The organism is Pelagimonas sp., assembly GCF_050633425.1.
Lineage (GTDB): Bacteria > Pseudomonadota > Alphaproteobacteria > Rhodobacterales > Rhodobacteraceae > Pelagimonas.
The window spans coordinates 362034-382103 of sequence record NZ_JBOEGM010000012.1 but is presented as its reverse complement, the minus strand read 5'-3'; the positions used below and the strand labels follow the sequence as shown (position 1 = coordinate 382103).

Below are 20070 nucleotides of genomic sequence, written 5' to 3'. Positions count from 1 at the left end.
TGTTTCAGTGCGTTCCGTTTTGTGTGAACGCCCGTGCGCTGTTTTGTGAGCCTGTGACATAAAACTTGGTACTTTTGACGAAATTCATGCGATTGACCTCTTGATTTCAGCCAAGCCATGTCGTACCCCACAACCCGGCCTTAGGGGTATAGCTCAGTTGGTAGAGCGACGGTCTCCAAAACCGTAGGTCCCGGGTTCGAGCCCTGGTGCCCCTGCCACGTCTTTCGACATTACGGTCCATTCTAAGCGCGGATGCCGCGCCGATTGGCGTGTGTGTTTTTAAAGTAGCTTTCTTGGAGCGGTAAGCCATTCCACTTTGAAACTATCTGGTATACCATTGTATGCAATTGCATGATGAGGTCGCATGACAATTGAGAGCAAGACAGTCGGAACTTTGCTTTGCCTTTTGGCAGGGGGGATCGGCGCATATGTGTTTTCGCTCATCGGATTTCCTGCAGCCGCTCTGACCGGATCGTCACTTGCTGTGTCCATTATATGTTTGATGGGTGCGCGCATGGATCTGCCAGCGCAGTGGCGTGACCTGCTCTTTATTGTAATCGGGATCAATATTGGCTCGGGGGCGACATCACAGACCCTTCAGGCGGCGACAAAATGGCCGGCAACGATTGGTATTCTGTGCCTGAGTGTCGTGGCGACCCTGCTCTTGTCGCGGTGGTTTTTGCGCGCGCGTCTGGCCTATGACGATACCACGGCAACCTTGGCGGCAACGCCGGGGCATTTGAGCTTCGTCTTGGGCATAGCTGCAGAACGAGACGTCAAGATTCCCCCGATTGCGATCATCCAAAGCACCCGCGTTCTGTTTATTACATTGGTGGTCCCGGTGGCGGTGACATGGGGGTTTGGTGATAGCCTTCCGGGGCTGACTCCGGTGCCCGATCTGAAACTGTGGTATCTGGCGGTGTTATGCGCTGCGGCCGTGGGCGTTGGTCTCATTTTCAAACGTCTACATTTCCCAGCGGCCTTTTTGCTGGCCGGCATGGTGGTGAGCGCAGCCGGGCATATGTTTGAACTGACACCAGGTGGATTGCCTTGGGCGCTTCAAACGGCGGCGATGATCGCGATGGGGGCTTTGATCGGCAGCCGGTTCTCAGGCGTGACCGGGCGAGACCTGCGTAGCGCGCTGTTGGGCGGTGTAGGGGTGACGGCGGTTGGCTTTGCCGTAACATTATTATGCGTGGCGTTTTCTGCATGGGCGTTGGGCCTGTCGGTGCCTCTTCTCATCGTGGCTTTTGTGCCCGGCGGAGTCGAGGGCATGGCGGCCATTGCGATTTTGCTTGGGATGGATCCGGCTTTTGTGGCGGCGCACCACCTGTCACGGCTGTTTGTCTTGTCGCTGATCATGCCGATCTGGGCCAAACGCGCGCTTGGTCGTTAGGTATTTGTGTTGCAATATTGTGAGAGACCGTCGCGCAGAGCTTGAAATCACCGGCGCGCTCGTCTATCTGCGACGAAACTCGAGAAATGGAATGAGAGCCAATGGCCACCACGAATCCCCTTCAGTTTATCCAGCAGGTGCGTGCCGAAGTCTCCAAGATCGTTTGGCCGACGCGTCGTGAAGTGATGCTGACCACGATCATGGTGTTCATCATGGCAGCACTGTTCGCGGTGTTCTTTGCCCTGATCGACCTTGCGATTAAGGGCGGTCTGCAATTTGGATTGTCCTGGGTCGCGTGACCCCAATCGCGTTGATCCGTGTTGGCCACCCGTCGGCGGCGCGGTAAATCAGCAGATTGCAGACTTGAAACTCCGGCATTGCACAGGTATGTGCAACGTCACTTTCTTACGGGCGTGCGATGAGTCGCGCGCCGGTTTTCATTTGGGGTGCTGAATGTACCCCCGACACGAGACATAAGGGCAGTCCCAGATGGCAAAGCGGTGGTATTCGGTCAGTGTTCTCTCAAACTTTGAGAAGAAGATTGCGGAGCAGATCCGGACGGCGGTTGAAGAGCAAGAGCTCCACGACCAGATCGACGAAGTTCTGGTGCCTACCGAAGAGGTGATCGAGGTGCGTCGCGGCAAGAAGGTGACAACTGAGCGTCGCTTTATGCCCGGTTACGTTCTGGTCCACATGGAAATGTCCGACCAAGGCTATCATCTGGTCAATTCGATCAACCGGGTCACTGGGTTCCTAGGCCCACAGGGGCGCCCAATGCCAATGCGTGACGCCGAAGTCGACGCCATGATCGGGCGCGTCCAAGAGAGCGACGAATCCCCACGTATCGAAATTCGCTTTGAAACCGGTGAAAAAGTCAAAGTCACCGACGGCCCGTTCGAAGGTTTCGACGGTATGGTCGAAGGCGTGGACGACGATGCGCAAAAGCTCAAGGTATCGGTGTCGATCTTTGGTCGCGAAACGCCGGTCGAATTGGACTTTACGCAGGTTTCCAAAGAGCTCTGATCAGCCCGAACAGGCCGATTTTGAACGCCTCGCTTTTGCGGGGCGTTTTTTGTTTTCCGACAGGACGGGTGGGGCTTGCGCTTGAGTAAGATTTACGAAGGTGGGCAAGATTTACGAAGGGCTGCGCTTGGCTTTTGCGTCGAAAAGACCTTTAGGATGGCGTCGGAGACAACGCGGATTGCCAATGTGCTTTTGATGTCTGGATGGATAACAAGTCGGGCGGGTTGGATGGGCGGCGCGGGCGTATTGGCGCGCTGTTGTTTGATCGACTGCACCGCGAGATTGTGGGGCAACACCGCAAGCTCAAACCCCGCCTCAGACGCTGACATTTGCACGTGAAAGTCATTGGATCGTGTAGCTATGAGACGCGTTGGCAGGGGCGTTATTGTGCCCCGACCATCTGGGTCGATAGCGCGCCAGAGTTCAGGTGGCCGTGCGACATGGTCCTGGGTGCCATAGAATGAGAAGTTACCCAATCGCCGGACAATGTTTTGCTGCGCCTGCGTATCACAACATTGCAGGTTCAAAACCAATATACCGAGACGCCGGATGGCCGGGTCTTGTGTGCGAAAAGGATGCAGGCCAGCGGATGGTTTCTTGTCTCGGTCTTTAAGCTCCACTTTGAAAAGGGAACCAGACAGGGCTTTGTAAAAGTTGAATTGAAGAGGAGAGCCATTCGGCGTCATTGTTTATGATGCCGCCTTTTTGGTCTGCGGATTTGGATTCAAGCCAGCAGGTTCACGCGGCTGTTGGATGCGAAACATGCGCGCGTTGCGTTCGATTATCGGGTTAGGGCAAAGCGGTGGTCAACCCCTTTGGCCCCGCCAGAAAATCCAAAAAGCTGCGCACCTTGGCGGGAAGATAGCTGCGATCGGCATAGATCGCGTGGATGTGCAGTTTGGGCCAAGTGACGTCAGGCAAAACGACTTCGAGCGCCCCAGAGGCCAGATCGTCTTGGGTGACCCAATTGGGCAGCATGACAAAGCCCATTCCCGCCAGCGCGGCGCTGTGCAGGAGGGTTTCATTGGCGCTGACCATCACCGGTCGCAGCTTGGCGTCAAGACCGTCAGCGCCGCCAAATTTGACACGCCCGTCAGAGGCAACCTTGGAATAAGCCAGCAGTGGCGCATCGCTGAGGTCATCGGGCGTTTGCGGATATCCGAACCGCTTTAGAAAGGCCGGGGCTGCCACCATCTGGAACGTCACCTCGTTCAGTTTGCGGGCAATGAGCCCGTCATCCAGTTTGAACGCAACGCGCAGCGCCAAATCGACGCCTTCCTCGACCATATTGATTTTACGACCGCTTAGATCGACTTCAAACGTCACATGAGGGTTTTCTTGATGATAGGTTGTAAGGATTTTTGCAAAGGCGGGGTTTGACATCCACACCGGCATCGAAATCCGCAGAGTGCCCCGCGGAGAGAGGGTGTCTGTGCGCAGTTGGGTTTCCGCCTCCATCAGACCTTCGAGCAAGGGACGGACCGTCAGCAAATATTGCGCCCCCGCTTCCGTCAGGCTGACATTGCGGCTGTTGCGGTTCAGCAGCCGTGCCCCGACGCGCGCCTCAATGTGCTGGACGTGTTTGCTTGTCATCGCGGGCGAGAGGCCCATGCGCTCTGCGACAGCGGAAAAACTTTTGAGTTCTGCGACCTCGGCCAGAACGCGCAGGCTACGAAGAGTGTCCATGTTCATTAACTCACAGTGAATGATGCATCAACTACTACAGTAATGATCCGCTTTGAGGAAATCTTTAAACAGGGTGTCAGACACAACACACCGCCACGCTGTGTGGCTTGAGGAAAGTGACCGACATGACAACGATTGATACAAATATGCAAACGACCAGCAAAGGCTGGACCATTGGACTTTGGGCGGCTCAGGCGCTTTTGGCCGCGATGTTTTTGATGGCAGGGTTCATGAAACTGACGTCGGCCCCTGCGGATATGGTGGCGATGGGGATGCTTTGGGCGGAAAACGCGCCTGTGGCCCTGATCCGTTTTATCGGGACAGCAGAGGTGCTGGGCGCGATCGGCCTGATCCTGCCTGCCGCGACGCGCATCATGCCACAGCTCACAAAGCTGGCCGCAGCTGGCTTGGCCGTGATCATGGTTTTGGCCGCTGGCCTGCATATCTCACGCGGGGAATTTGAAGTCGTTCCGATGAATGTGGTGCTGTTTGCATTGGCGATTTTTGTGATCTGGGGCCGTAGCCGCAAGGCACCGATCACGCCACGCGGGTAAGTTTACTCCCGACTGCGCCCCGTCGACCAACGGCGGGGCGTACTTTTCTATTTCATCATCCACGACAGGTTCAAATGACCAACTTATCCCTCGTTCCGACCGCAACACCTGCCCCACAGTTCGACCGTTTATCGTGGGGTGTCGTTGAACTTCAGGTGACTGACCTTGCGCGTGCCGTTGCGTTCTGGTCATCCGCGCTGGGTCTTGTTGAGCGCGATCATGCGACATCTGGTGTCGCGTTGGGCACAAAAGACAAAACGCTGTTTGTGCTGCATGCCGGGGCCAGCGCGCCGGTCGCGCCCGCCTATACCGGCATGTACCATGTGGCGCTTGGCGTCAGGAGCCAGGCTGAATTCTCTCGGATGCTCGCCCGATTGATCCATCTGGATATTCCGGTCGGCCCAACAGATCATCTGATGGCGAAATCGCTATATCTAAAGGATCCCGACGGTCTCGAAATTGAAATCACGTTTGAAACACCGGAACGGTTCGGCCGGTTTGGAGATTTGTCCAAAGGGTTGATTTTGTATGATGTTGACGGCCAGCCACACAGTGGGCGCGGGCCCTTGGATGTTGCCGCTGAACTTGATCATGCTCAGGGGGCTGACCTGATGGCGCCTCTGGCCGATGACAGCTATCTCGCGCATTTGCACTTCAAAGTCGCCGCGCTTGAACCCGCTTTGGACTGGTTTGAAACCCTTGGGTTTGAGCGCCACCTGACGCTGGACAACTGGGGCTTTGCCGATATGGGGGCGGGTGCCCCGAACACGCATCGCTTGGCGATGAACATCTGGGCGGGGCCAAATCGCCCGCCGAAGCCCAAGGATATGGCCGGCTTGGTGCAGTACGAACTGATAACCCACGGTGCCGCGCCGCATAAGTCACCGCATCTGCGGGAAGACGGGGATGTGCTGCGCGGCGTTGACCTCGCCGGGGTCGCGGTCACCCTGCGCGCGAGAAATTAGGAGAAACCCATGACACCTGTTCCCCAAGCATATCGTCCTGCACAGATCATTCTGCATTGGGTCGTCTTTGCGGCCATTTGGGTGCAATGGCTCTTCAATGAACCGATCAAGCGGACTGTCGAGGCCATACAGACCGGCGGCACGCCAGCCAGTGGTGATGCGACCATGGCGTGGGTCCATGTCGGCTTTGGGACCACGATCTTGCTCGCTGTTTTGGCAAGGCTTTATCTGCGTTCTCGCTATGGTGCTCCGGCTCACGCGCCCGGAATTCACGCGCCCGGAACTCACGCGCCAGGAACGCCCGAGATGCAAGCCAAGATCGCCACGTGGATGCACCGCGCACTATATGCAGCGCTTCTGGCAATGGTGATCACCGGGGGCCTGACATGGAACGGCGTCGCTGATTTGGGCAAGGTTCATTGGTTTTTGAACATTTTGCTGTTTGCCCTGATTGCGGCCCATGCTGCGGCGGCCCTGTTCAACCAGTTTGTCCGCAAAGACGGAACGTTGCAGCGAATGATACCTGCGCTGAAAAAGTAAAAAAATCGGTTTGGGCCGCGACGGAAACGCGTGGCCCAAGCGTATCAGTCAAATATGCTTTAGTTTGGATCACAACATGCAACGCTTCTTTTCCGCGACATCCCCGTATTTGCTTTGGCTTGTGCTGGCCTCCCTTGGGATCATGATGAGCGTCACCGCGCTGACATCGACCGATCCGAGAATTTTTCACCAGCTTGTGCATCCCTCTGGTGAAACCTCTGCGCGTTTGTTGATTATCTTGATGATGGCCACGCCGCTGACAATGCTGCTCAAGGGCTGGCGTGGGCCGCAATGGTTAAAGCGCAATCGCAGGTATCTGGGGGTCGCATCTTTTGGGTACGCTTTGCTGCATACGATTTTCTATCTGCTGGACAAAGCATCGCTGACCACGGTTGTGGACGAGTTGCCGCGCCTTTACATCTGGACAGGCTGGATTGCGTTCTTGATTTTTGTGCCATTGGCGCTGACGTCGATGGACTATTTTGTGCGCAAGATGGGGACGTGGTGGAAATGGTTGCAGCGTTGGACCTACGCCGCGGCTGTGTTGACCTTGGTTCATTGGGCGGCGTTGCATAATTGGAATGGCGCGGCACCGGCTTTGATCCATTTTGGTCCGCTGATCGCTCTGGAAGCTTATCGAGTTTGGTACTGGTACTTGCGTCCGCGCAAACGGGCCGCGGTGTCTTAAGGGCTGACATATCTGTTGATGGCCCGTTGACGGACGTTTCTGAACGAGATCATCTTGTGGTTGGTGCAGGCCTGTTGGGAATAGGAGTGTCGCGGGTGTTCAGTATCAGGTTGGCCTGTCGCGCATTGGCGGCATTTGCGGGCCGAACCTGCGTTCCATGCAGCAACCTTGTCAGCGGGCCGGGCATGTGCCCCGTCTGTGGGCCCGTCTGAGAGGGGCTCGTCTGTGGGCCAGTCTGTGGTTGGGCTTGTCGATTTCCGCATCGCCCTTTCCTTATTGCCCAAATTGCTCAGACAGCGGTGGTTGGTGCTTGACGCTTTGGGTGCGATCTCGTAAATGACCCCATCGGCCAGGCCCCGGATTCGTTCCGGGGCTTTGCTGTTGTTCGCAAGAACTTTTCATCTGGGACCTTCGGGGCCCTATACTCCGGGGCCTCGTGCCTCATCCATAGACGGGAATTCCCGTCAATAAACGGAAGTCAGAAAGCATGGCATTAAAGTCGTATAAGCCGACGACGCCAGGCCAGCGTGGGCTGGTTCTGATCGACCGTTCGGAGCTGTGGAAAGGTCGTCCTGTCAAAGCCCTTACTGAGGGTCTGACAAAGTCGGGCGGTCGTAACAACACCGGACGTATTACATCGCGTCGCCGCGGTGGTGGGGCCAAGCGCCTCTACCGTATCGTAGATTTCAAGCGGAACAAATTCGACGTATCGGCCACCGTGGCCCGCATCGAATATGACCCTAACCGGACCGCTTTCATCGCACTCGTTCAGTATGACGATGGCGAGCAGGCCTATATCCTGGCACCTCAGCGTCTCGCCATTGGCGACCGCATCATTGCCAGCGCCAAGGCCGACATCAAGCCCGGTAACGCAATGCCGTTCAGCGGTATGCCAATCGGTACGATTGTTCACAACATTGAGCTGAAGCCTGGTAAAGGTGGTCAGATCGCACGTGCAGCCGGGACATATGCCCAGTTCGTAGGTCGCGACGGTGGCTACGCCCAGATCCGTCTGAGCTCGGGTGAACTTCGCCTGGTCCGTCAGGAATGCATGGCCACCGTTGGTGCCGTGTCCAATCCCGACAACTCCAACCAGAACTTTGGTAAAGCCGGCCGTATGCGTCACAAGGGCATCCGCCCAAGTGTTCGTGGTGTCGTTATGAACCCAATCGATCACCCGCACGGTGGTGGTGAAGGTCGTACATCGGGTGGTCGCCATCCGGTAACACCTTGGGGCAAGCCAACCAAAGGCAAGCGTACCCGCAATACCAACAAAGCGTCGCAAAAGCTGATCATCCGCTCGCGCCACGCCAAGAAGAAGGGACGCTAATTAATGTCTCGCTCTGTTTGGAAAGGCCCCTTTGTCGATGCTTACGTCCTGAAAAAGGCCGAAAAAGCACGCGACTCGGGCAAGAACGAAGTTATCAAAATCTGGTCGCGTCGTTCGACAATCCTGCCGCAATTCGTCGGTCTGACATTTGCCGTTTATAACGGTCACAAGCATATCCCAGTGAACGTCACTGAGGACATGATTGGTCAGAAGTTCGGTGAATATTCACCAACGCGTACCTACTATGGTCACGCGGCCGACAAAAAAGCCAAAAGGAAATAAGCCATGGGCAAGGATAAAAATCCCCGCCGCGTGGCGGACAACGAAGCGATGGCCAAGCTGCGCATGTTGCGCACCTCGCCGCAGAAGCTCAACCTTGTTGCCGGTCTTATCCGTGGCAAGAAAGTTGATCGCGCTTTGACCGATCTGACCTTCTCTAAGAAGCGGATCGCCGAAGACGTGAAAAAGTGCCTGCAGTCCGCCATTGCAAACGCTGAGAACAACCACGGTCTTGATGTTGACGAGCTGATCGTCGCAGAAGCCTATGTTGGTAAGAACCTGATCATGAAGCGCGGTCGTCCGCGGGCACGTGGTCGTTTCGGTCGTATCAACAAGCCGTTCTCGGAACTCACCATCAAGGTGCGTCAGGTTGAGGAGCAAGCCTAATGGGTAATAAAACAAACCCGATCGGTATGCGTCTGCAGGTGAACCGCACCTGGGACAGCCGTTGGTACGCTGACACCAAAGACTATGGTGATCTGCTGTTGGAAGACATCGCGATCCGCGATTTCATCCACAAAGAGTGCAAGCAGGCCGGTATTGCCCGCGTGATCATTGAACGCCCTCACAAGAAGTGCCGTGTGTCTGTACACACCGCGCGTCCGGGTGTGATCATCGGCAAAAAAGGTGCTGACATCGAAGTTCTGCGCAAGAAACTGGCGGCAATGACCGACAGCGAAGTGCACCTGAACATCGTTGAAGTGCGCAAGCCCGAGCTGGACGCCCAGCTTGTTGGCGAGAGCATTGCTCAGCAGCTCGAGCGTCGTGTTTCGTTCCGCCGCGCCATGAAACGTTCGGTTCAGAACGCCATGCGTATGGGTGCCTTGGGCATCCGTGTGAACGTTGCTGGCCGCCTTGGCGGTGCAGAAATCGCGCGTACTGAATGGTACCGCGAAGGCCGAGTGCCTCTCCACACGCTGCGTGCTGACATCGATCACGCCCAGGTCAAAGCTATGACTCCCTATGGTATCATCGGGATCAAAGTTTGGATCTTCAAAGGCGAGATCATGGAGCATGATCCAGCGGCGCGCGATCGCAAGTCGCAAGAAGTTCAAGACGGTCCGGCCCCTCGTGGTGCTGGCGGCCGTCGTGATAATCGGGGGTAACTATGCTTCAGCCAAAGCGTACTAAATTCCGCAAGATGCACAAAGGCCGGATCAAGGGCCTTGCAAAAGGCGGTTCCGGTGTTGATTTCGGCACCTATGGTCTGAAGGCTCTTGAGCCTGAGCGTGTTACTGCACGTCAGATCGAAGCCGCTCGCCGTGCCATGACGCGTCACATGAAGCGTCAAGGTAAGGTGTGGATCCGCATCTATCCTGACACGCCGATCACTGCCAAGCCTATCGAAGTTCGTATGGGTAAAGGTAAAGGTTCGGTTGACCGTTGGGCCTGCAAAGTGAAGCCGGGCCGCGTCATGTTCGAAATCGACGGTGTTACCGACGAAGTCGCACGTGAAGCCCTGCGTCTTGCCGCGATGAAACTGCCGGTGAAAACCCGCGTTGTTGTTCGCGAGGATTGGTAAAGTGGTGGGGTAAAACCCCACCCTACCGCAAAATTGACCCCCGGCGCAGAGTTGCGGCGGGGGTTTTTCTTTGTACAGTGCGCGCATGTGCTTCTTTGGTTTTGAAACGGCGCGCCGCTTGCCCCTCGCGGCGTCAGATAACGATGTTTTGGTGGTTGTTGAGGACTGGATCGGCCTGATTGCCGAGGATCGGTTCGAGGATGCCTTTTGCCTGTCAGCCCATCATCCAGAACAGAGTTGGACACCCCAGCTGATGCAGGAAGTGATTGCTGGTTATGGGCTTCCTGATCCACATCCAGACGGGCCGTTTTCCGTGACACCGCGGCATCAGGCAACTGAGACCCCATTCAACAAGGACGTCAGTCGAATTTGGGAGCCAGTCGGACAGGACGGGCATGTCGCCGTTGTTCAGTATGACCTGCCGCTAAACGGCAAGTGGTCAGATTTGACGGCGGAGTTCTTATTGTTGCGACGGCCTGAGGCGGAATATCTTGTCCTTCAAGACATCCATGTGTTTTGACGCAGTCGGCTTTTGGTCGTCGGCACCTCCCCCAAAAGCGCGAGTATACAATTGGTTAACATTGCGTAAATTGCCGTCACTACGGCTGTGGAGTGGTCATGCTTGAGTTCATCAAGGGAAAAATCAGCGTTTTGGTGTCGAACGCGGCCAAGCGGGGGAACCCCTTGGCGCAAAAGCTTGTCGCAAATGAGTTGCGCAGTTTTTACGGCTCGATGGCGGTGTCGCCGATTGTGCCCGGTGCGTTTCGCATTCCTGATCCCGATGGAGACCCGGATGACGAAGATGATTTTGCCACGGTGCCGTTACACCCAGTGCCGGTTGATCCCGACCGGTTGATCGGAGAGCGTGTTTCGGACGCCTCGGTCAGCCTTGGGTTTTATGGCATGGGAAGCTGTGAGTTCTTTGGGCTTGAATTGCCCCAAGGTTGGCTGATCCTGCCGATCCGGGGTGCGGGCAACTGGCTGCATCTGGACGGACGCATTGTGCAGGATGAGGGATACGACGCGGGTGAGCCGCGCCCCTGGATCGTGGACGCAGATGACCGGGCGTTTTTGGAGCGACTGCAAGGGGCGGTTATCACTCAGGCAGAGATGGGGCCGATTTCATTGGCGTTGACGTTCGACAATGGCGCGAACTTGTGCCTTAAGGCTGATCCGGCGACCCGCCCAAAACAGCCGGGTTTGGATAGGCCGCGTGCCTTCGCCCAAGGGGACGACCTCGCCCATGCCGTTTTCCTTAGCCCGTCGGGGCTGATTTACGTCTAGGTCGATCAGCTTTCGATTGTTTACAAAACGATATCTTGCCTAGGTTGGCTTTGGCCTGCACAATCATCCGCATATTTGCGTATGTTAGGAAAAGCTATGTTGACCGCAGTTGTGTTAGGACTTCTTTCCATTGGCCTGTTGGCGACCATAATTGATACTGGCTCGGACAGTGACGAAAGCTCAGACGACGTGTCTGAACCTGATTTCCCGCTTGACGAAGAGCGCAACTTGGTCGGCACCGATGGCGATGACATCCTGACACGGGACAGCGTGTACGATGGTGCGATCAGTTCGATATCGCTTGGTGCAGGTGCAGACCTGATTGATCAAAACGCCTCTGAGGGAGAACCCTACCTTGGGCCGCTGGCGGACATTGTCATTGACCTTGGTGAGGGTGATGACACCGTGACCGGGCCGTTCATCGGAGCGACAATTCTGGGCGGTGAAGGGGATGACTTGATTGATGCCGAGGAAACCTACGGCGAAATCATGTCAATCGACGGTGGGGCAGGGAATGACACCATTGATGTGAACCTGTCGCCGAATGTGCAGGTGAATGGCGGTGCCGGAGATGATGAAATTCTGGGCATTGGACGCGGGTTTTTGGGAACCGGTTACACCACCGATGTCACGGGCGGAGATGGAGATGACACGCTAACCGTTGAAGCGTTAACCGAGTTTGACGAAGGCATAACAATGACGGATGTTTGGACCGTAGAAGGCGGTTCCGGGTCCGATCATTTTGTTGTGCAATTGGACGAGGGGGAGCGTGCGCCGGACGGTTCCGACTGGGATGTTCTTGAGACTGTTGATCGCACAGCTTGGCAAGTTGAAGCCGCGCGATTCGATGACTTTGACCCTGAGACCGAAACCATCGAATTGCGGGTCGATTCGGTTCATGACGACTATGCTCTGGGGTCCGTTCGCATGACGGATGACGGCATTGTTGTACGGTACGAAAACACCTCGGGTGCTCAGCTGGACCGTGAAGTGTTGATCCGGGTTGAGACCGAGGGACTGACATGGGACCAGGTGACGTTGATTGGGGCCGAGCGTTCTGTTCTTGAGCCGATTGCGGCGTAAGGTCGGCTTGAAGTGACGGGGTTCTGCGGGTAGGGCCTTGGCAGCCCTTACCAACCGTTGGGAAACCCCAGATGTCCGACATAAAATCGCTTTTTGCCACCCGCCTGTACCACGCCCGGCTGTCCGAGCTTGGAGAGGCAATTGACCCTGATGAGCTGGAAAACTCCTGTTATTCCATCGCCAATGACGATGATGCGGGCCAAGAATGGTGCGAGAAGGAAGGTTATCCGGGCTACACCTCCTATGCGTCGTTGACCGATCTGCCGTGGAGATTTCCGATTTTTGACACGCTGGTCAAAGCGCTGGATTTGCATGTCGCGGCGTTTATTGAAGAGCTGGATTTTGATCTGGGCGGGCGCGAGGTGACGCTCGAAGATATCTGGATCAATATCCTGCCTCCGGGCGGCACGCATTCCAATCACATCCATCCTCATTCGGTGATTTCTGGCACCACCTATGTGGCCATGCCTGATGGGGCGGCGTCTTTGAAGCTTGAGGACCCACGGCTTCCGATGATGATGGCGGCCCCGCCCCGTCGCAAAAGCGCACGTGATGACCTCAAGACGTTTTACTATGCAAAGCCTGAGGTCGGTGATGTTTTGCTGTGGGAAAGCTGGCTGCGCCACGAAGTTGGATTGAATATGGCCGACGAAGACAACCGGGTGAGCGTGAGCTTCAACTATGCCTGGCGGTGAACGTCCAACGATCCTGCGCCAAATTCAGGCGCAGGTGCCGCGCAAGTTCCTGCGCGATATCTGGCTGAGCCTACGATATGGGCATGCCACGCCGCTGTCAGATGCTCCGATTTTTGTGCCGCCGCGCGACGTCACGCACCAGCTAAAAACCCGGCCGGGCAGCACATGGTTTCGGCGTCAATATAGCGGCTATGTGCGTCGGGGTGATTGGGATTTGCACCGGGGCCAAGAGGTGACCGACTCTCCCAAATTTGTCAGCTGTCGAATGCGGTGGATTGACGGTGCCGCTTGGAGCCAAACACCGATTTTTAAGCGGTTGTTGGCGGAGATCGACTCGGGTCAGAGGCCCGATGGATGCGCGAACCGGGCCGACCTTGAACGCAGATATGCGGCTCTTGATCGGCTGTTCGAAGCCACCCAAGCCAAGGGGCGATTGCTTCTCAGGTCGGAATTGCCCGAACGGTTTCGCCGTGAACACGGCGGGATACTCATACATGTCACCCGCGACGGGAGCTGTTTGCGCAGCGGCGGCGGCGCCCATAGATTTGCGCTGGCCAAGATACTGGACCTGCCCGAAATGCCTGCGCAAATTGGTGTGGTCCACCCGGATGCGATTTCCGGCGGGCACTTGCAACGATTGATGACATCGCGATTTGACTAGGGGGCAGGTTGCCACCGTTCGAGGGTAAGCGTGGTTCAGAGCGGGCCGGTTAGACGACGGGTTGGAGCGTGCCGGGGTGATGCTCGCCGACAAAACTGATGTCATCCCAACTCAGGTCCGCGCTATTGGTGTGCACAACCAGATCGCGGACCGGTTCGCTGGCATGTTCGTAGCGAATGATCAGATCGGTGCCGTCAATACGGGCCGATGCGGGGGCGTAGCCATCGGTTTGGACCTCAAGATCGACCTCGATATTATCGACACCCGGTTCGAAATCGCCGATGTTCACAACACCCAGCCGAAGTGAACCATCTGTTTGTACGACACTGTCGTCGTAGCGGTCGCTGCCTTCGTCTGTTGTGATCTCAAACGTATCGGCATCTGCCTCGCCATAAAGCGTTTGCGGCGTGTCGCCAAAGCTTGGTTCTGCAATCGCTGATGCGGAATAGGCAAGGGTATCTTCGCCGTCGCCACCATGGGCACCAATGAAAAACCCGGCACCGCTATCGCCCGGTCCATATACCTCAAGCCGGTCATTGCCAGCCTCACCAAAAAGACCACCAGCACCTCCGCCAGACAGGGTATCGTCGCCGTCGCCTCCATAGGCATAGGTTGGTCCGGTTGAAACTGAGTTGAATGAAACCCAGTCATTGCCGTCACCAGCTTCGATGGTGCTTGTCCCGAGATCATGTCCGGTGATGCTATCGTCGCCTGCGCCGCCGTTTACCAAGGTGGAATCGCCCGCGATACTGATGGTGTCATCCCCTGGCCACCGTCAACGGTGCTGTCGTTCCACAGCGCGTTTTCATAGGTGTCTCTCGCGTTTAATGCGACGTTATCAGACAGATCTAACAGATCATCGCCGTCACCGGCATCCAGCGATACGTCGTTAAACCCGTCGGGTCTGGCGTCGAGATCGGTGGTGTCGTTACCATCTGTGCCCACATATGAGGGAGTGTCGAGGGTGGTTATGATTGAATCTTCTGGGGTTTCGGGAGTTTCAGGATCGGATGACGTGTCGCTACTGTCGTCATCATCATCCACACCCATAAAGACCGGCTACCAGCATGCCCAAAAGCAACATTCCAATAATGGCTGCACTCATCTCAAAAACCCCTGACTAAATGTTGGAGTGACGTTAGTCGGCGTCAGCGGGTCGGTCAGTCTATGGTTTAGGAAACAATTTGGTAATCGCCAGCGGTTAGGGTGCGTGTGTTGACAGGCGAAGAATGGGCTGACTGTGCTGTTAAAAACTGTTTTCTTATTATTGCCGGTTCTGCTGCCGTCTTGGCGGTTTTTCAAAACGGTTGCGGCGTCACCTCGGATTGAGGTGAGGGAGATACGCGATGGGCAGACCACCGAGTGGGCCGAGGCGCGGCCCATTCCGGCACGCGTGAGCGTGGTGCGGATGTTGCGCCGCTTGGTCTGGAACCCGCGCCGAAATCAACAGTTATATATGGTAAGCTTGGCCGAGCGATTGGCAGATACGCCGACGCAACATTCCAAGGACGAATTGGCACATATGGTGCGCGCGTCTTTGGCTCCTGTTTCGCAGCGGGCGGGCGGGCAGCAAACCGGATCGTTTGCGTATCGGGTGATCTTTGTTCAGCGCGAGGGTGAGGAGCTTGTCCGGTTTCTGGATTATGAAAGCCCGGAGTTTCCTATTGATCCACCTGTTGAGATGAGCACGCCATGATCCTTTCGGAGGTTGTTTGGCTGACATCGGTGATGGTCGGCCTTGCGGTCGCTCAGCAAACGCTGGAGTTTTTGGCCGATCGGCGGGTGCGTTGGCTGGTGATGCCGCGTCTGCTCCCCTGTGTGATGATGATTGCCGGCGTGTATCAGGATTGGGCGGTTTGGATGCTGTTCCTATATGGGATTGTCCTGCTGCATCGGTTTGATGGGCCGTATAATGGCGGATCAGACAAGATGACGATGCTGATCCTTGCCTGTTTAAGCGCCTATCACTTGGCGCCTGATCCCCGTTGGCAGGATACGGCGATGGCCTATCTGGCGCTGCAATTGGTGCTGTCGTATTTCGTTTCCGGCTATATCAAAATTATCAAGGGTGACTGGCGTCGCGGAGAAGCCTTGCAAGATGTGTTTCGGTTTTCGGCCTATCCGGTGTCCGAAAATTTGCGCGGATGGGCAACGCGGCCAAAACTGTTGTGCCTGATGTCATGGGCGGTGATGGGGTTTGAGGTGGCGTTTCCGCTCGTGCTTTTGCATCCCTACGCTCTCTACCTTGGCCTATTGATTGCGGGGGCGTTCCATTTGGCGAATGCGTGTTTGTTTGGATTGAACCGGTTTTTCTGGATTTGGCTCTGCGCCTATCCGTCGCTGATCTGGTTTCAGGATCGGATCATGGTTTAGGGCGCGCTCACCCCGCGCAGATTGGACTAAAGCGCGGTGGGTTGCGCGGGAATGCTGATGTTGGAACTCAGACAGCCATCCGCAACTTTGCGCCAGGTCAGAACGTTCAAAGACATGGAGCAGCGTGCCATAAACGACGTGTCACCAACGCGCAAACAGGCGATTTGGCCCAATTCCACCCGCTCGCCATCGCGGTTGATGCAATAGCAGGGTTTGGTGGCTTGATCCTGTGCCGTAACGGGCATGCACGATAGGGTCAGGATGATGGCCGATAATATGGCTGTGGAGAGTCTCATGACGACAGTGTATCACAAAAGCGCCCAACGCCCAAATCGGCCATAAATCTATGGAAATTCCTGTTAATTTCCGGTGGATCGCAGTTGCGGGTTGAAAGCGCCCAAAAGGGCCTTGCCAGAATCCCTTGGCGGGCGTATAGGCACCCTTCATGCACGGATTCACGGAATCAGTGCGCCTTGCGCGTGGCTGTTTCGAGAAGTCGAAAACCTCACCAGATTTAGGGTGACCCGGACAAAATTGATCGGGGCTCTCTGGTGAAAACAAAAGGAAATGGCGAATGAACGCCCAGGAACTTAAGGACAAGACCCCGGATCAACTCCGGGACGAGCTCGTCCAGCTCAAAAAGGAAGCGTTTAACTTGCGCTTTCAGCAGGCCTCAGGCCAGCTCGAGAATACCGCTCGTATGCGTCAGGTTCGCCGTGACGTTGCGCGTGTGAACACCATTTTGAACGAAAAAGCGGCCGCTGCCGCAGCGGAGGCGTAACACATGCCCAAGCGTATCCTTACAGGCACCGTGACCTCCACTGCCAACACCCAGACTGTTACAGTTTCGGTTGAGCGTCGTTTTAAGCACCCAGTCATGCAAAAGACCGTGCGTCGTTCCAAGAAATACCGCGCTCATGATGAGGCGGAAAAGTTCGCAGTAGGCGATATGGTTCGCATCATCGAATGTGCACCTAAGTCGAAAACGAAACGTTGGGAGGTTCTGGCTGACTAAGCCAGAGCCTTTTGGCATTCATCGAAACCCTGGGGGAGCTAACGAGAACAGCCCCCATAGGTCGGGAGAAACTATATGATCCAGATGCAGACCAATCTGGATGTGGCTGACAACTCCGGTGCCCGGAAAGTTCAGTGCATCAAGGTCCTCGGCGGCTCGCATCGTCGCTATGCATCGGTCGGCGATATCATCGTCGTATCGGTGAAAGAGGCCATTCCACGTGGTCGCGTTAAAAAGGGTGACGTCCGTAAGGCCGTCGTCGTACGCACCGCAAAAGAAGTTCGTCGTGAAGATGGCACAGCCATCCGCTTTGACCGCAACGCCGCTGTGATCTTGAACACAGCAGGTGAGCCGGTTGGCACACGTATCTTTGGCCCAGTTGTTCGTGAACTGCGCGCAAAGAACTTCATGAAGATCATCTCACTCGCCCCGGAGGTGCTGTAAGATGGCTGCTAAGTTGAAAAAGGGTGACAAGGTCATCGTTCTGGCTGGCAAAGACAAAGGCAAAACTGGCGAGATCACTTCGGTGAATCCATCCGCTGGCAAAGCCATTGTTGACGGCGTGAACATTGCGATCCGTCACACACGCCAGAGCCAGACTGCTCAGGGCGGCCGCCTTCCTAAGGCTCTGCCGATCCAGCTGTCTAACCTGGCAATCGTCGATGCAAACGGCAAAGCGTCTCGTGTTGGCTTCCGCGTGGAAGACGGCAAGAAAGTACGCTTCGCCAAGACCACGGGAGACGTGATCTAATGCTGGACCAAGCCAACTATACACCGCGCCTCAAGGTGCAGTACCGCGAAACCATCCGCCAAGCTATGAAAGAAGAGTTTGGCTACAAGAACGACATGCAGATCCCTGGTCTGGAAAAAATCGTTCTGAACATTGGTTGTGGTGCGGAAGCTGTTCGTGACTCCAAGAAAGCCAAATCGGCGATCGAAGATCTCACAACAATCGCAGGTCAACAGGCCGTCGGCACCAAGGCAAAGCACAGCCACGCGCCGTTCCGTCTGCGTGAAGGCATGATCATCGGCACCAAGGTCACCCTGCGTGGCGACCGTATGTTCGAATTCCTTGATCGCCTGACAACCATCGCGATGCCTCGTATTCGTGACTTCCGTGGTGTGAAACCTTCGTTTGACGGTCGTGGCAACTTTGCCATGGGCCTGAAGGAACACATCGTCTTCCCTGAGATTGATTTCGACAAAGTCGACGAAGTCTGGGGTATGGACATCATCATCACCACCACTGCGCAACAAAGCGGCGAACACACCGCTGATGCACAGGCCAAAGCGCTGTTGAAGCATTTCAACATGCCGTTCAACGCGTAAGGGGAAGCAGAGACATGGCGAAGAAATCCATGATCGAACGCGAGAAAAAGCGCGAGCGTCTGGTGGCTAAATATGCTGCTAAGCGCGCCGAGCTTAAAGAAATCGCGAACGACGAATCCAAGCCGATGGAAGAGCGTTTCAAAGCGCGTCTGAAACTGGCGAAATTGCCGCGCAACTCGTCGGCCACACGCTTGCACAATCGTTGCCAGCTGACCGGTCGTCCACATGCCTATTACCGTAAGCTCAAAGTCAGCCGTATCGCACTTCGCGAACTCGGTTCGACCGGCATGCTGCCCGGTATGGTCAAGTCAAGCTGGTAAGGGAGAGTAGAATATGAACGATCCTATCGGCGATATGCTTACTCGTATCCGCAACTCGCAGATGCGTGGTAAATCCACCGTTATGACCCCAGCTTCCAAGCAGCGCGGACGCGTTCTGGATGTTTTGGCGTCCGAAGGCTACATCCGCGGCTACGAAGCTGGCACGGATAGCGCAGGTCACCCGACCTTCGAAATCAGCCTGAAGTACTATGATGGCGAACCTGTCATTCGCGAACTGGCCCGCGTTTCCAAACCCGGCCGCCGCGTTTACATGGGCGTTAAGGAGATCCCACAGGTCCGTCAGGGTCTGGGTGTCTCGATTGTCTCCACCCCACAAGGTGTGATGTCGGATGCAAATGCACGCGCAGCCAATGTTGGCGGCGAAGTGCTCTGCACCGTCTTCTAAGGAGGGCTCTATGTCTCGTATTGGGAAAAAACCGGTTGAGCTGCCCTCTGGTGTGTCTGCATCTGTTTCGGGTCAGGTTGTTGAAGTAAAGGGCCCTAAGGGCACCCAAACCTTCACAGCCACCGATGATGTTACAATCACCGTGGAAGATAATGCCGTAACAGTTGCACCGCGTGGCAAATCTAAGCGCGCGCGTCAGCAATGGGGTATGTCCCGCACAGTTGTGGCCAACTTGGTCCACGGTGTGCAGAACACCTTTAAGAAAGAGCTTGAGATCCACGGCGTTGGTTATCGTGCAGCTGTTCAGGGCAAAGTCCTGAAGCTGAACCTTGGCTATTCGCATGACGTGGACTTTGCGATCCCTGATGGGATCAGCATCGTGTGTGCCAAGCCAACCGAAGTCGCGATCGAAGGTCACGACAAACAGCAGGTTGGTGAAGTTGCGGCGAAAATCCGCGATTGGCGCCGCCCCGAGCCCTATAAGGGGAAGGGTATTCGCTACAAGGGCGAATTCATCTTCCGCAAAGAAGGCAAGAAGAAGTAAGGACGCACAGCAATGGCAAACAGCAAACGTGTACTGTTCCAGAAGCGCCGCATGCGCGTCCGGAACAAACTCCGCAAGGTCAACGCTGGTCGCGTTCGTCTTTCGGTTCACCGCTCAAACAAGAACATCAGTGTTCAGCTCATCGACGACGTGGCAGGCCGCACTTTGGCAGCTGCATCGACACTGGAGCCAAGCCTGGGTCTTGTTGGCAAGAACAACGTAGAAGCCGCAACCAAGGTTGGCGCTTTGATCGCAGAGCGCGCAAAAGCCGCTGGCGTCGAAGAAGCCTATTTCGACCGCGGTGGTTTCTTGTTCCACGGCAAAGTGAAGGCTCTGGCCGAAGCTGCGCGTGAAGGTGGTTTGAAGATCTAAGGCAG

Annotated in this window: 33 protein-coding genes and 1 tRNA gene; 29 read left to right on the top strand and 5 right to left on the bottom strand. The window is 55.9% G+C overall.

The window, feature by feature from the left end; genetic code table 11:
• The first annotated feature begins 142 nt into the window (after window positions 1-142).
• From ACRBB0_RS11115 to nusG, 4 genes are all read left to right on the top strand, one after another.
• Window positions 143-218, top strand: a tRNA-Trp gene (locus tag ACRBB0_RS11115).
• Window positions 219-364: 146 nt separating this feature from the next.
• Window positions 365-1396 carry an AbrB family transcriptional regulator gene (locus ACRBB0_RS11110; protein ID WP_431374495.1) on the top strand — a complete coding sequence of 344 codons (1032 nt, stop codon included), beginning with the start codon at window positions 365-367 and terminating at the stop codon, window positions 1394-1396.
• 101 nt (window positions 1397-1497) lie between these two features.
• Window positions 1498-1695, top strand: coding sequence for a preprotein translocase subunit SecE (gene secE / locus ACRBB0_RS11105; RefSeq protein WP_431374494.1), 198 nt, complete (start codon window positions 1498-1500; stop codon window positions 1693-1695).
• A 190-nt stretch (window positions 1696-1885) separates the two neighbouring features.
• Window positions 1886-2419: a transcription termination/antitermination protein NusG gene (gene nusG, locus ACRBB0_RS11100; RefSeq protein WP_431374493.1), complete on the top strand. Its 534-nt coding sequence runs from the start codon at window positions 1886-1888 to the stop codon at window positions 2417-2419.
• Between the two features lie 92 nt (window positions 2420-2511).
• Here nusG and ACRBB0_RS11095 read toward each other — a convergent pair whose 3' ends face one another.
• Together ACRBB0_RS11095 and ACRBB0_RS11090 are read right to left on the bottom strand one after the other, a co-directional pair.
• The gene (locus tag ACRBB0_RS11095; protein WP_431374492.1) at window positions 2512-3105 is read right to left on the bottom strand and encodes a hypothetical protein; all 594 of its coding nucleotides are present in this window, start codon (window positions 3103-3105) and stop codon (window positions 2512-2514) included.
• A gap of 103 nt (window positions 3106-3208) precedes the next feature.
• Window positions 3209-4105, bottom strand: a complete 897-nt coding sequence (locus ACRBB0_RS11090) for a LysR family transcriptional regulator (RefSeq protein ID WP_431374491.1) — start codon at window positions 4103-4105, stop codon at window positions 3209-3211.
• 125 nt (window positions 4106-4230) lie between these two features.
• Between ACRBB0_RS11090 and ACRBB0_RS11085 the strand changes: the two genes are divergently transcribed.
• The 14 genes from ACRBB0_RS11085 to ACRBB0_RS11020 all read left to right on the top strand — a co-directional run bounded on the left by ACRBB0_RS11085 (window position 4231) and on the right by ACRBB0_RS11020 (window position 13706).
• Window positions 4231-4659: a DoxX family protein gene (locus ACRBB0_RS11085; RefSeq protein WP_431374490.1), complete on the top strand. Its 429-nt coding sequence runs from the start codon at window positions 4231-4233 to the stop codon at window positions 4657-4659.
• A 74-nt stretch (window positions 4660-4733) separates the two neighbouring features.
• Entirely contained in the window at window positions 4734-5624 is an 891-nt protein-coding gene (locus ACRBB0_RS11080) for a VOC family protein (protein ID WP_431374489.1), read from the top strand.
• Between the two features lie 9 nt (window positions 5625-5633).
• A complete protein-coding gene (locus tag ACRBB0_RS11075; protein WP_431374488.1) occupies window positions 5634-6164 on the top strand; it encodes a cytochrome b in 531 nt (176 codons plus the stop codon).
• Between the two features lie 76 nt (window positions 6165-6240).
• Window positions 6241-6852: a sulfite oxidase heme-binding subunit YedZ gene (locus ACRBB0_RS11070; protein WP_431374487.1), complete on the top strand. Its 612-nt coding sequence runs from the start codon at window positions 6241-6243 to the stop codon at window positions 6850-6852.
• Between the two features lie 487 nt (window positions 6853-7339).
• Window positions 7340-8182, top strand: a complete 843-nt coding sequence (rplB, locus tag ACRBB0_RS11065) for a 50S ribosomal protein L2 (protein WP_431374486.1) — start codon at window positions 7340-7342, stop codon at window positions 8180-8182.
• 3 nt (window positions 8183-8185) lie between these two features.
• On the top strand, window positions 8186-8464 hold the full coding sequence (rpsS, locus tag ACRBB0_RS11060; protein ID WP_431374485.1) for a 30S ribosomal protein S19: 279 nt from the start codon (window positions 8186-8188) through the stop codon (window positions 8462-8464).
• A gap of 3 nt (window positions 8465-8467) precedes the next feature.
• Entirely contained in the window at window positions 8468-8848 is a 381-nt protein-coding gene (gene rplV / locus ACRBB0_RS11055) for a 50S ribosomal protein L22 (protein WP_299925061.1), read from the top strand.
• Window positions 8848-9567 (top strand): 30S ribosomal protein S3, encoded by a 720-nt coding sequence (gene rpsC / locus ACRBB0_RS11050; protein ID WP_431374484.1) that lies wholly within the window; start codon window positions 8848-8850, stop codon window positions 9565-9567. The genes rplV and rpsC overlap by 1 nt, the downstream gene beginning before the upstream one ends.
• A 2-nt stretch (window positions 9568-9569) precedes the next feature.
• Window positions 9570-9983, top strand: coding sequence for a 50S ribosomal protein L16 (gene rplP, locus ACRBB0_RS11045; RefSeq protein WP_431374483.1), 414 nt, complete (start codon window positions 9570-9572; stop codon window positions 9981-9983).
• Window positions 9984-10053: 70 nt separating this feature from the next.
• Window positions 10054-10503, top strand: coding sequence for a hypothetical protein (locus ACRBB0_RS11040; protein ID WP_431374482.1), 450 nt, complete (start codon window positions 10054-10056; stop codon window positions 10501-10503).
• Window positions 10504-10601: 98 nt separating this feature from the next.
• Entirely contained in the window at window positions 10602-11267 is a 666-nt protein-coding gene (locus ACRBB0_RS11035; protein ID WP_431374481.1) for a hypothetical protein, read from the top strand.
• Between the two features lie 96 nt (window positions 11268-11363).
• The gene (locus tag ACRBB0_RS11030; RefSeq protein ID WP_431374480.1) at window positions 11364-12350 is read left to right on the top strand and encodes a hypothetical protein; all 987 of its coding nucleotides are present in this window, start codon (window positions 11364-11366) and stop codon (window positions 12348-12350) included.
• Window positions 12351-12421: 71 nt separating this feature from the next.
• Entirely contained in the window at window positions 12422-13045 is a 624-nt protein-coding gene (locus ACRBB0_RS11025) for a TIGR02466 family protein (RefSeq protein WP_431374479.1), read from the top strand.
• On the top strand, window positions 13032-13706 hold the full coding sequence (locus ACRBB0_RS11020) for a hypothetical protein (protein ID WP_431374478.1): 675 nt from the start codon (window positions 13032-13034) through the stop codon (window positions 13704-13706). The genes ACRBB0_RS11025 and ACRBB0_RS11020 overlap by 14 nt, the downstream gene beginning before the upstream one ends.
• Before the next feature lie 49 nt (window positions 13707-13755).
• Here ACRBB0_RS11020 and ACRBB0_RS11015 read toward each other — a convergent pair whose 3' ends face one another.
• Window positions 13756-14436, bottom strand: a complete 681-nt coding sequence (locus tag ACRBB0_RS11015) for a hypothetical protein (protein ID WP_431374477.1) — start codon at window positions 14434-14436, stop codon at window positions 13756-13758.
• Entirely contained in the window at window positions 14430-14756 is a 327-nt protein-coding gene (locus ACRBB0_RS11010) for a hypothetical protein (protein ID WP_431374476.1), read from the bottom strand. The genes ACRBB0_RS11015 and ACRBB0_RS11010 overlap by 7 nt, the downstream gene beginning before the upstream one ends.
• A 190-nt stretch (window positions 14757-14946) precedes the next feature.
• Between ACRBB0_RS11010 and ACRBB0_RS11005 the strand changes: the two genes are divergently transcribed.
• Window positions 14947-15402 (top strand): hypothetical protein, encoded by a 456-nt coding sequence (locus ACRBB0_RS11005; RefSeq protein ID WP_431374475.1) that lies wholly within the window; start codon window positions 14947-14949, stop codon window positions 15400-15402.
• Window positions 15399-16079: an HTTM domain-containing protein gene (locus ACRBB0_RS11000; RefSeq protein ID WP_431374474.1), complete on the top strand. Its 681-nt coding sequence runs from the start codon at window positions 15399-15401 to the stop codon at window positions 16077-16079. Before ACRBB0_RS11005 ends, ACRBB0_RS11000 begins: the two co-directional genes overlap by 4 nt.
• Before the next feature lie 26 nt (window positions 16080-16105).
• Here the strand turns inward: ACRBB0_RS11000 and ACRBB0_RS10995 are convergent, their stop codons facing one another.
• Window positions 16106-16375: a hypothetical protein gene (locus ACRBB0_RS10995; RefSeq protein ID WP_431374473.1), complete on the bottom strand. Its 270-nt coding sequence runs from the start codon at window positions 16373-16375 to the stop codon at window positions 16106-16108.
• 278 nt (window positions 16376-16653) lie between these two features.
• Between ACRBB0_RS10995 and rpmC the strand changes: the two genes are divergently transcribed.
• From rpmC to rplR, 9 genes are all read left to right on the top strand, one after another.
• On the top strand, window positions 16654-16860 hold the full coding sequence (gene rpmC, locus ACRBB0_RS10990) for a 50S ribosomal protein L29 (RefSeq protein WP_431374472.1): 207 nt from the start codon (window positions 16654-16656) through the stop codon (window positions 16858-16860).
• A gap of 3 nt (window positions 16861-16863) precedes the next feature.
• Window positions 16864-17094 (top strand): 30S ribosomal protein S17, encoded by a 231-nt coding sequence (gene rpsQ, locus ACRBB0_RS10985; protein ID WP_431374471.1) that lies wholly within the window; start codon window positions 16864-16866, stop codon window positions 17092-17094.
• Between the two features lie 75 nt (window positions 17095-17169).
• Window positions 17170-17538: a 50S ribosomal protein L14 gene (rplN, locus tag ACRBB0_RS10980; RefSeq protein WP_299925099.1), complete on the top strand. Its 369-nt coding sequence runs from the start codon at window positions 17170-17172 to the stop codon at window positions 17536-17538.
• A gap of 1 nt (window position 17539) precedes the next feature.
• Window positions 17540-17845 carry a 50S ribosomal protein L24 gene (gene rplX, locus ACRBB0_RS10975; protein WP_431374470.1) on the top strand — a complete coding sequence of 102 codons (306 nt, stop codon included), beginning with the start codon at window positions 17540-17542 and terminating at the stop codon, window positions 17843-17845.
• Window positions 17845-18423, top strand: a complete 579-nt coding sequence (rplE, locus tag ACRBB0_RS10970; protein ID WP_431374469.1) for a 50S ribosomal protein L5 — start codon at window positions 17845-17847, stop codon at window positions 18421-18423. Before rplX ends, rplE begins: the two co-directional genes overlap by 1 nt.
• A 14-nt stretch (window positions 18424-18437) precedes the next feature.
• Window positions 18438-18743 (top strand): 30S ribosomal protein S14, encoded by a 306-nt coding sequence (rpsN, locus tag ACRBB0_RS10965; RefSeq protein WP_097803760.1) that lies wholly within the window; start codon window positions 18438-18440, stop codon window positions 18741-18743.
• 13 nt (window positions 18744-18756) lie between these two features.
• Entirely contained in the window at window positions 18757-19149 is a 393-nt protein-coding gene (gene rpsH, locus ACRBB0_RS10960) for a 30S ribosomal protein S8 (protein ID WP_431374468.1), read from the top strand.
• 10 nt (window positions 19150-19159) lie between these two features.
• Window positions 19160-19693, top strand: coding sequence for a 50S ribosomal protein L6 (gene rplF / locus ACRBB0_RS10955; RefSeq protein WP_431374467.1), 534 nt, complete (start codon window positions 19160-19162; stop codon window positions 19691-19693).
• Window positions 19694-19705: 12 nt separating this feature from the next.
• A complete protein-coding gene (gene rplR / locus ACRBB0_RS10950) occupies window positions 19706-20065 on the top strand; it encodes a 50S ribosomal protein L18 (RefSeq protein WP_431374466.1) in 360 nt (119 codons plus the stop codon).
• Window positions 20066-20070: the final 5 nt, after the last annotated feature.

What these genes read in the sequence shown, in the direction of transcription:
- rplX (WP_431374470.1), top strand. Translation starts at nt 17,540, where the DNA reads ATGGCTGCTAAGTTGAAAAAGGGTGACAAGGTCATCGTTCTGGCTGGC.
- ACRBB0_RS11035 (WP_431374481.1), top strand. Translation starts at nt 10,602, where the DNA reads ATGCTTGAGTTCATCAAGGGAAAAATCAGCGTTTTGGTGTCGAACGCG.
- secE (WP_431374494.1), top strand. Translation starts at nt 1,498, where the DNA reads ATGGCCACCACGAATCCCCTTCAGTTTATCCAGCAGGTGCGTGCCGAA.
- ACRBB0_RS11025 (WP_431374479.1), top strand. Translation starts at nt 12,422, where the DNA reads ATGTCCGACATAAAATCGCTTTTTGCCACCCGCCTGTACCACGCCCGG.
- rplP (WP_431374483.1), top strand. Translation starts at nt 9,570, where the DNA reads ATGCTTCAGCCAAAGCGTACTAAATTCCGCAAGATGCACAAAGGCCGG.
- ACRBB0_RS11075 (WP_431374488.1), top strand. Translation starts at nt 5,634, where the DNA reads ATGACACCTGTTCCCCAAGCATATCGTCCTGCACAGATCATTCTGCAT.
- rplF (WP_431374467.1), top strand. Translation starts at nt 19,160, where the DNA reads ATGTCTCGTATTGGGAAAAAACCGGTTGAGCTGCCCTCTGGTGTGTCT.
- ACRBB0_RS11085 (WP_431374490.1), top strand. Translation starts at nt 4,231, where the DNA reads ATGACAACGATTGATACAAATATGCAAACGACCAGCAAAGGCTGGACC.
- ACRBB0_RS11095 (WP_431374492.1), bottom strand. Translation starts at nt 3,105, where the DNA reads ATGACGCCGAATGGCTCTCCTCTTCAATTCAACTTTTACAAAGCCCTG.
- rpsC (WP_431374484.1), top strand. Translation starts at nt 8,848, where the DNA reads ATGGGTAATAAAACAAACCCGATCGGTATGCGTCTGCAGGTGAACCGC.
- rplE (WP_431374469.1), top strand. Translation starts at nt 17,845, where the DNA reads ATGCTGGACCAAGCCAACTATACACCGCGCCTCAAGGTGCAGTACCGC.
- ACRBB0_RS11010 (WP_431374476.1), bottom strand. Translation starts at nt 14,756, where the DNA reads ATGGGTGTGGATGATGATGACGACAGTAGCGACACGTCATCCGATCCT.
- ACRBB0_RS10995 (WP_431374473.1), bottom strand. Translation starts at nt 16,375, where the DNA reads ATGAGACTCTCCACAGCCATATTATCGGCCATCATCCTGACCCTATCG.
- ACRBB0_RS11000 (WP_431374474.1), top strand. Translation starts at nt 15,399, where the DNA reads ATGATCCTTTCGGAGGTTGTTTGGCTGACATCGGTGATGGTCGGCCTT.
- rpsH (WP_431374468.1), top strand. Translation starts at nt 18,757, where the DNA reads ATGAACGATCCTATCGGCGATATGCTTACTCGTATCCGCAACTCGCAG.
- rpsQ (WP_431374471.1), top strand. Translation starts at nt 16,864, where the DNA reads ATGCCCAAGCGTATCCTTACAGGCACCGTGACCTCCACTGCCAACACC.
- rpsN (WP_097803760.1), top strand. Translation starts at nt 18,438, where the DNA reads ATGGCGAAGAAATCCATGATCGAACGCGAGAAAAAGCGCGAGCGTCTG.
- rplN (WP_299925099.1), top strand. Translation starts at nt 17,170, where the DNA reads ATGATCCAGATGCAGACCAATCTGGATGTGGCTGACAACTCCGGTGCC.
- rpmC (WP_431374472.1), top strand. Translation starts at nt 16,654, where the DNA reads ATGAACGCCCAGGAACTTAAGGACAAGACCCCGGATCAACTCCGGGAC.
- ACRBB0_RS11080 (WP_431374489.1), top strand. Translation starts at nt 4,734, where the DNA reads ATGACCAACTTATCCCTCGTTCCGACCGCAACACCTGCCCCACAGTTC.
- ACRBB0_RS11030 (WP_431374480.1), top strand. Translation starts at nt 11,364, where the DNA reads ATGTTGACCGCAGTTGTGTTAGGACTTCTTTCCATTGGCCTGTTGGCG.
- ACRBB0_RS11070 (WP_431374487.1), top strand. Translation starts at nt 6,241, where the DNA reads ATGCAACGCTTCTTTTCCGCGACATCCCCGTATTTGCTTTGGCTTGTG.
- ACRBB0_RS11110 (WP_431374495.1), top strand. Translation starts at nt 365, where the DNA reads ATGACAATTGAGAGCAAGACAGTCGGAACTTTGCTTTGCCTTTTGGCA.
- rplV (WP_299925061.1), top strand. Translation starts at nt 8,468, where the DNA reads ATGGGCAAGGATAAAAATCCCCGCCGCGTGGCGGACAACGAAGCGATG.
- rpsS (WP_431374485.1), top strand. Translation starts at nt 8,186, where the DNA reads ATGTCTCGCTCTGTTTGGAAAGGCCCCTTTGTCGATGCTTACGTCCTG.
- ACRBB0_RS11090 (WP_431374491.1), bottom strand. Translation starts at nt 4,105, where the DNA reads ATGGACACTCTTCGTAGCCTGCGCGTTCTGGCCGAGGTCGCAGAACTC.
- rplB (WP_431374486.1), top strand. Translation starts at nt 7,340, where the DNA reads ATGGCATTAAAGTCGTATAAGCCGACGACGCCAGGCCAGCGTGGGCTG.
- rplR (WP_431374466.1), top strand. Translation starts at nt 19,706, where the DNA reads ATGGCAAACAGCAAACGTGTACTGTTCCAGAAGCGCCGCATGCGCGTC.
- nusG (WP_431374493.1), top strand. Translation starts at nt 1,886, where the DNA reads ATGGCAAAGCGGTGGTATTCGGTCAGTGTTCTCTCAAACTTTGAGAAG.
- ACRBB0_RS11020 (WP_431374478.1), top strand. Translation starts at nt 13,032, where the DNA reads ATGCCTGGCGGTGAACGTCCAACGATCCTGCGCCAAATTCAGGCGCAG.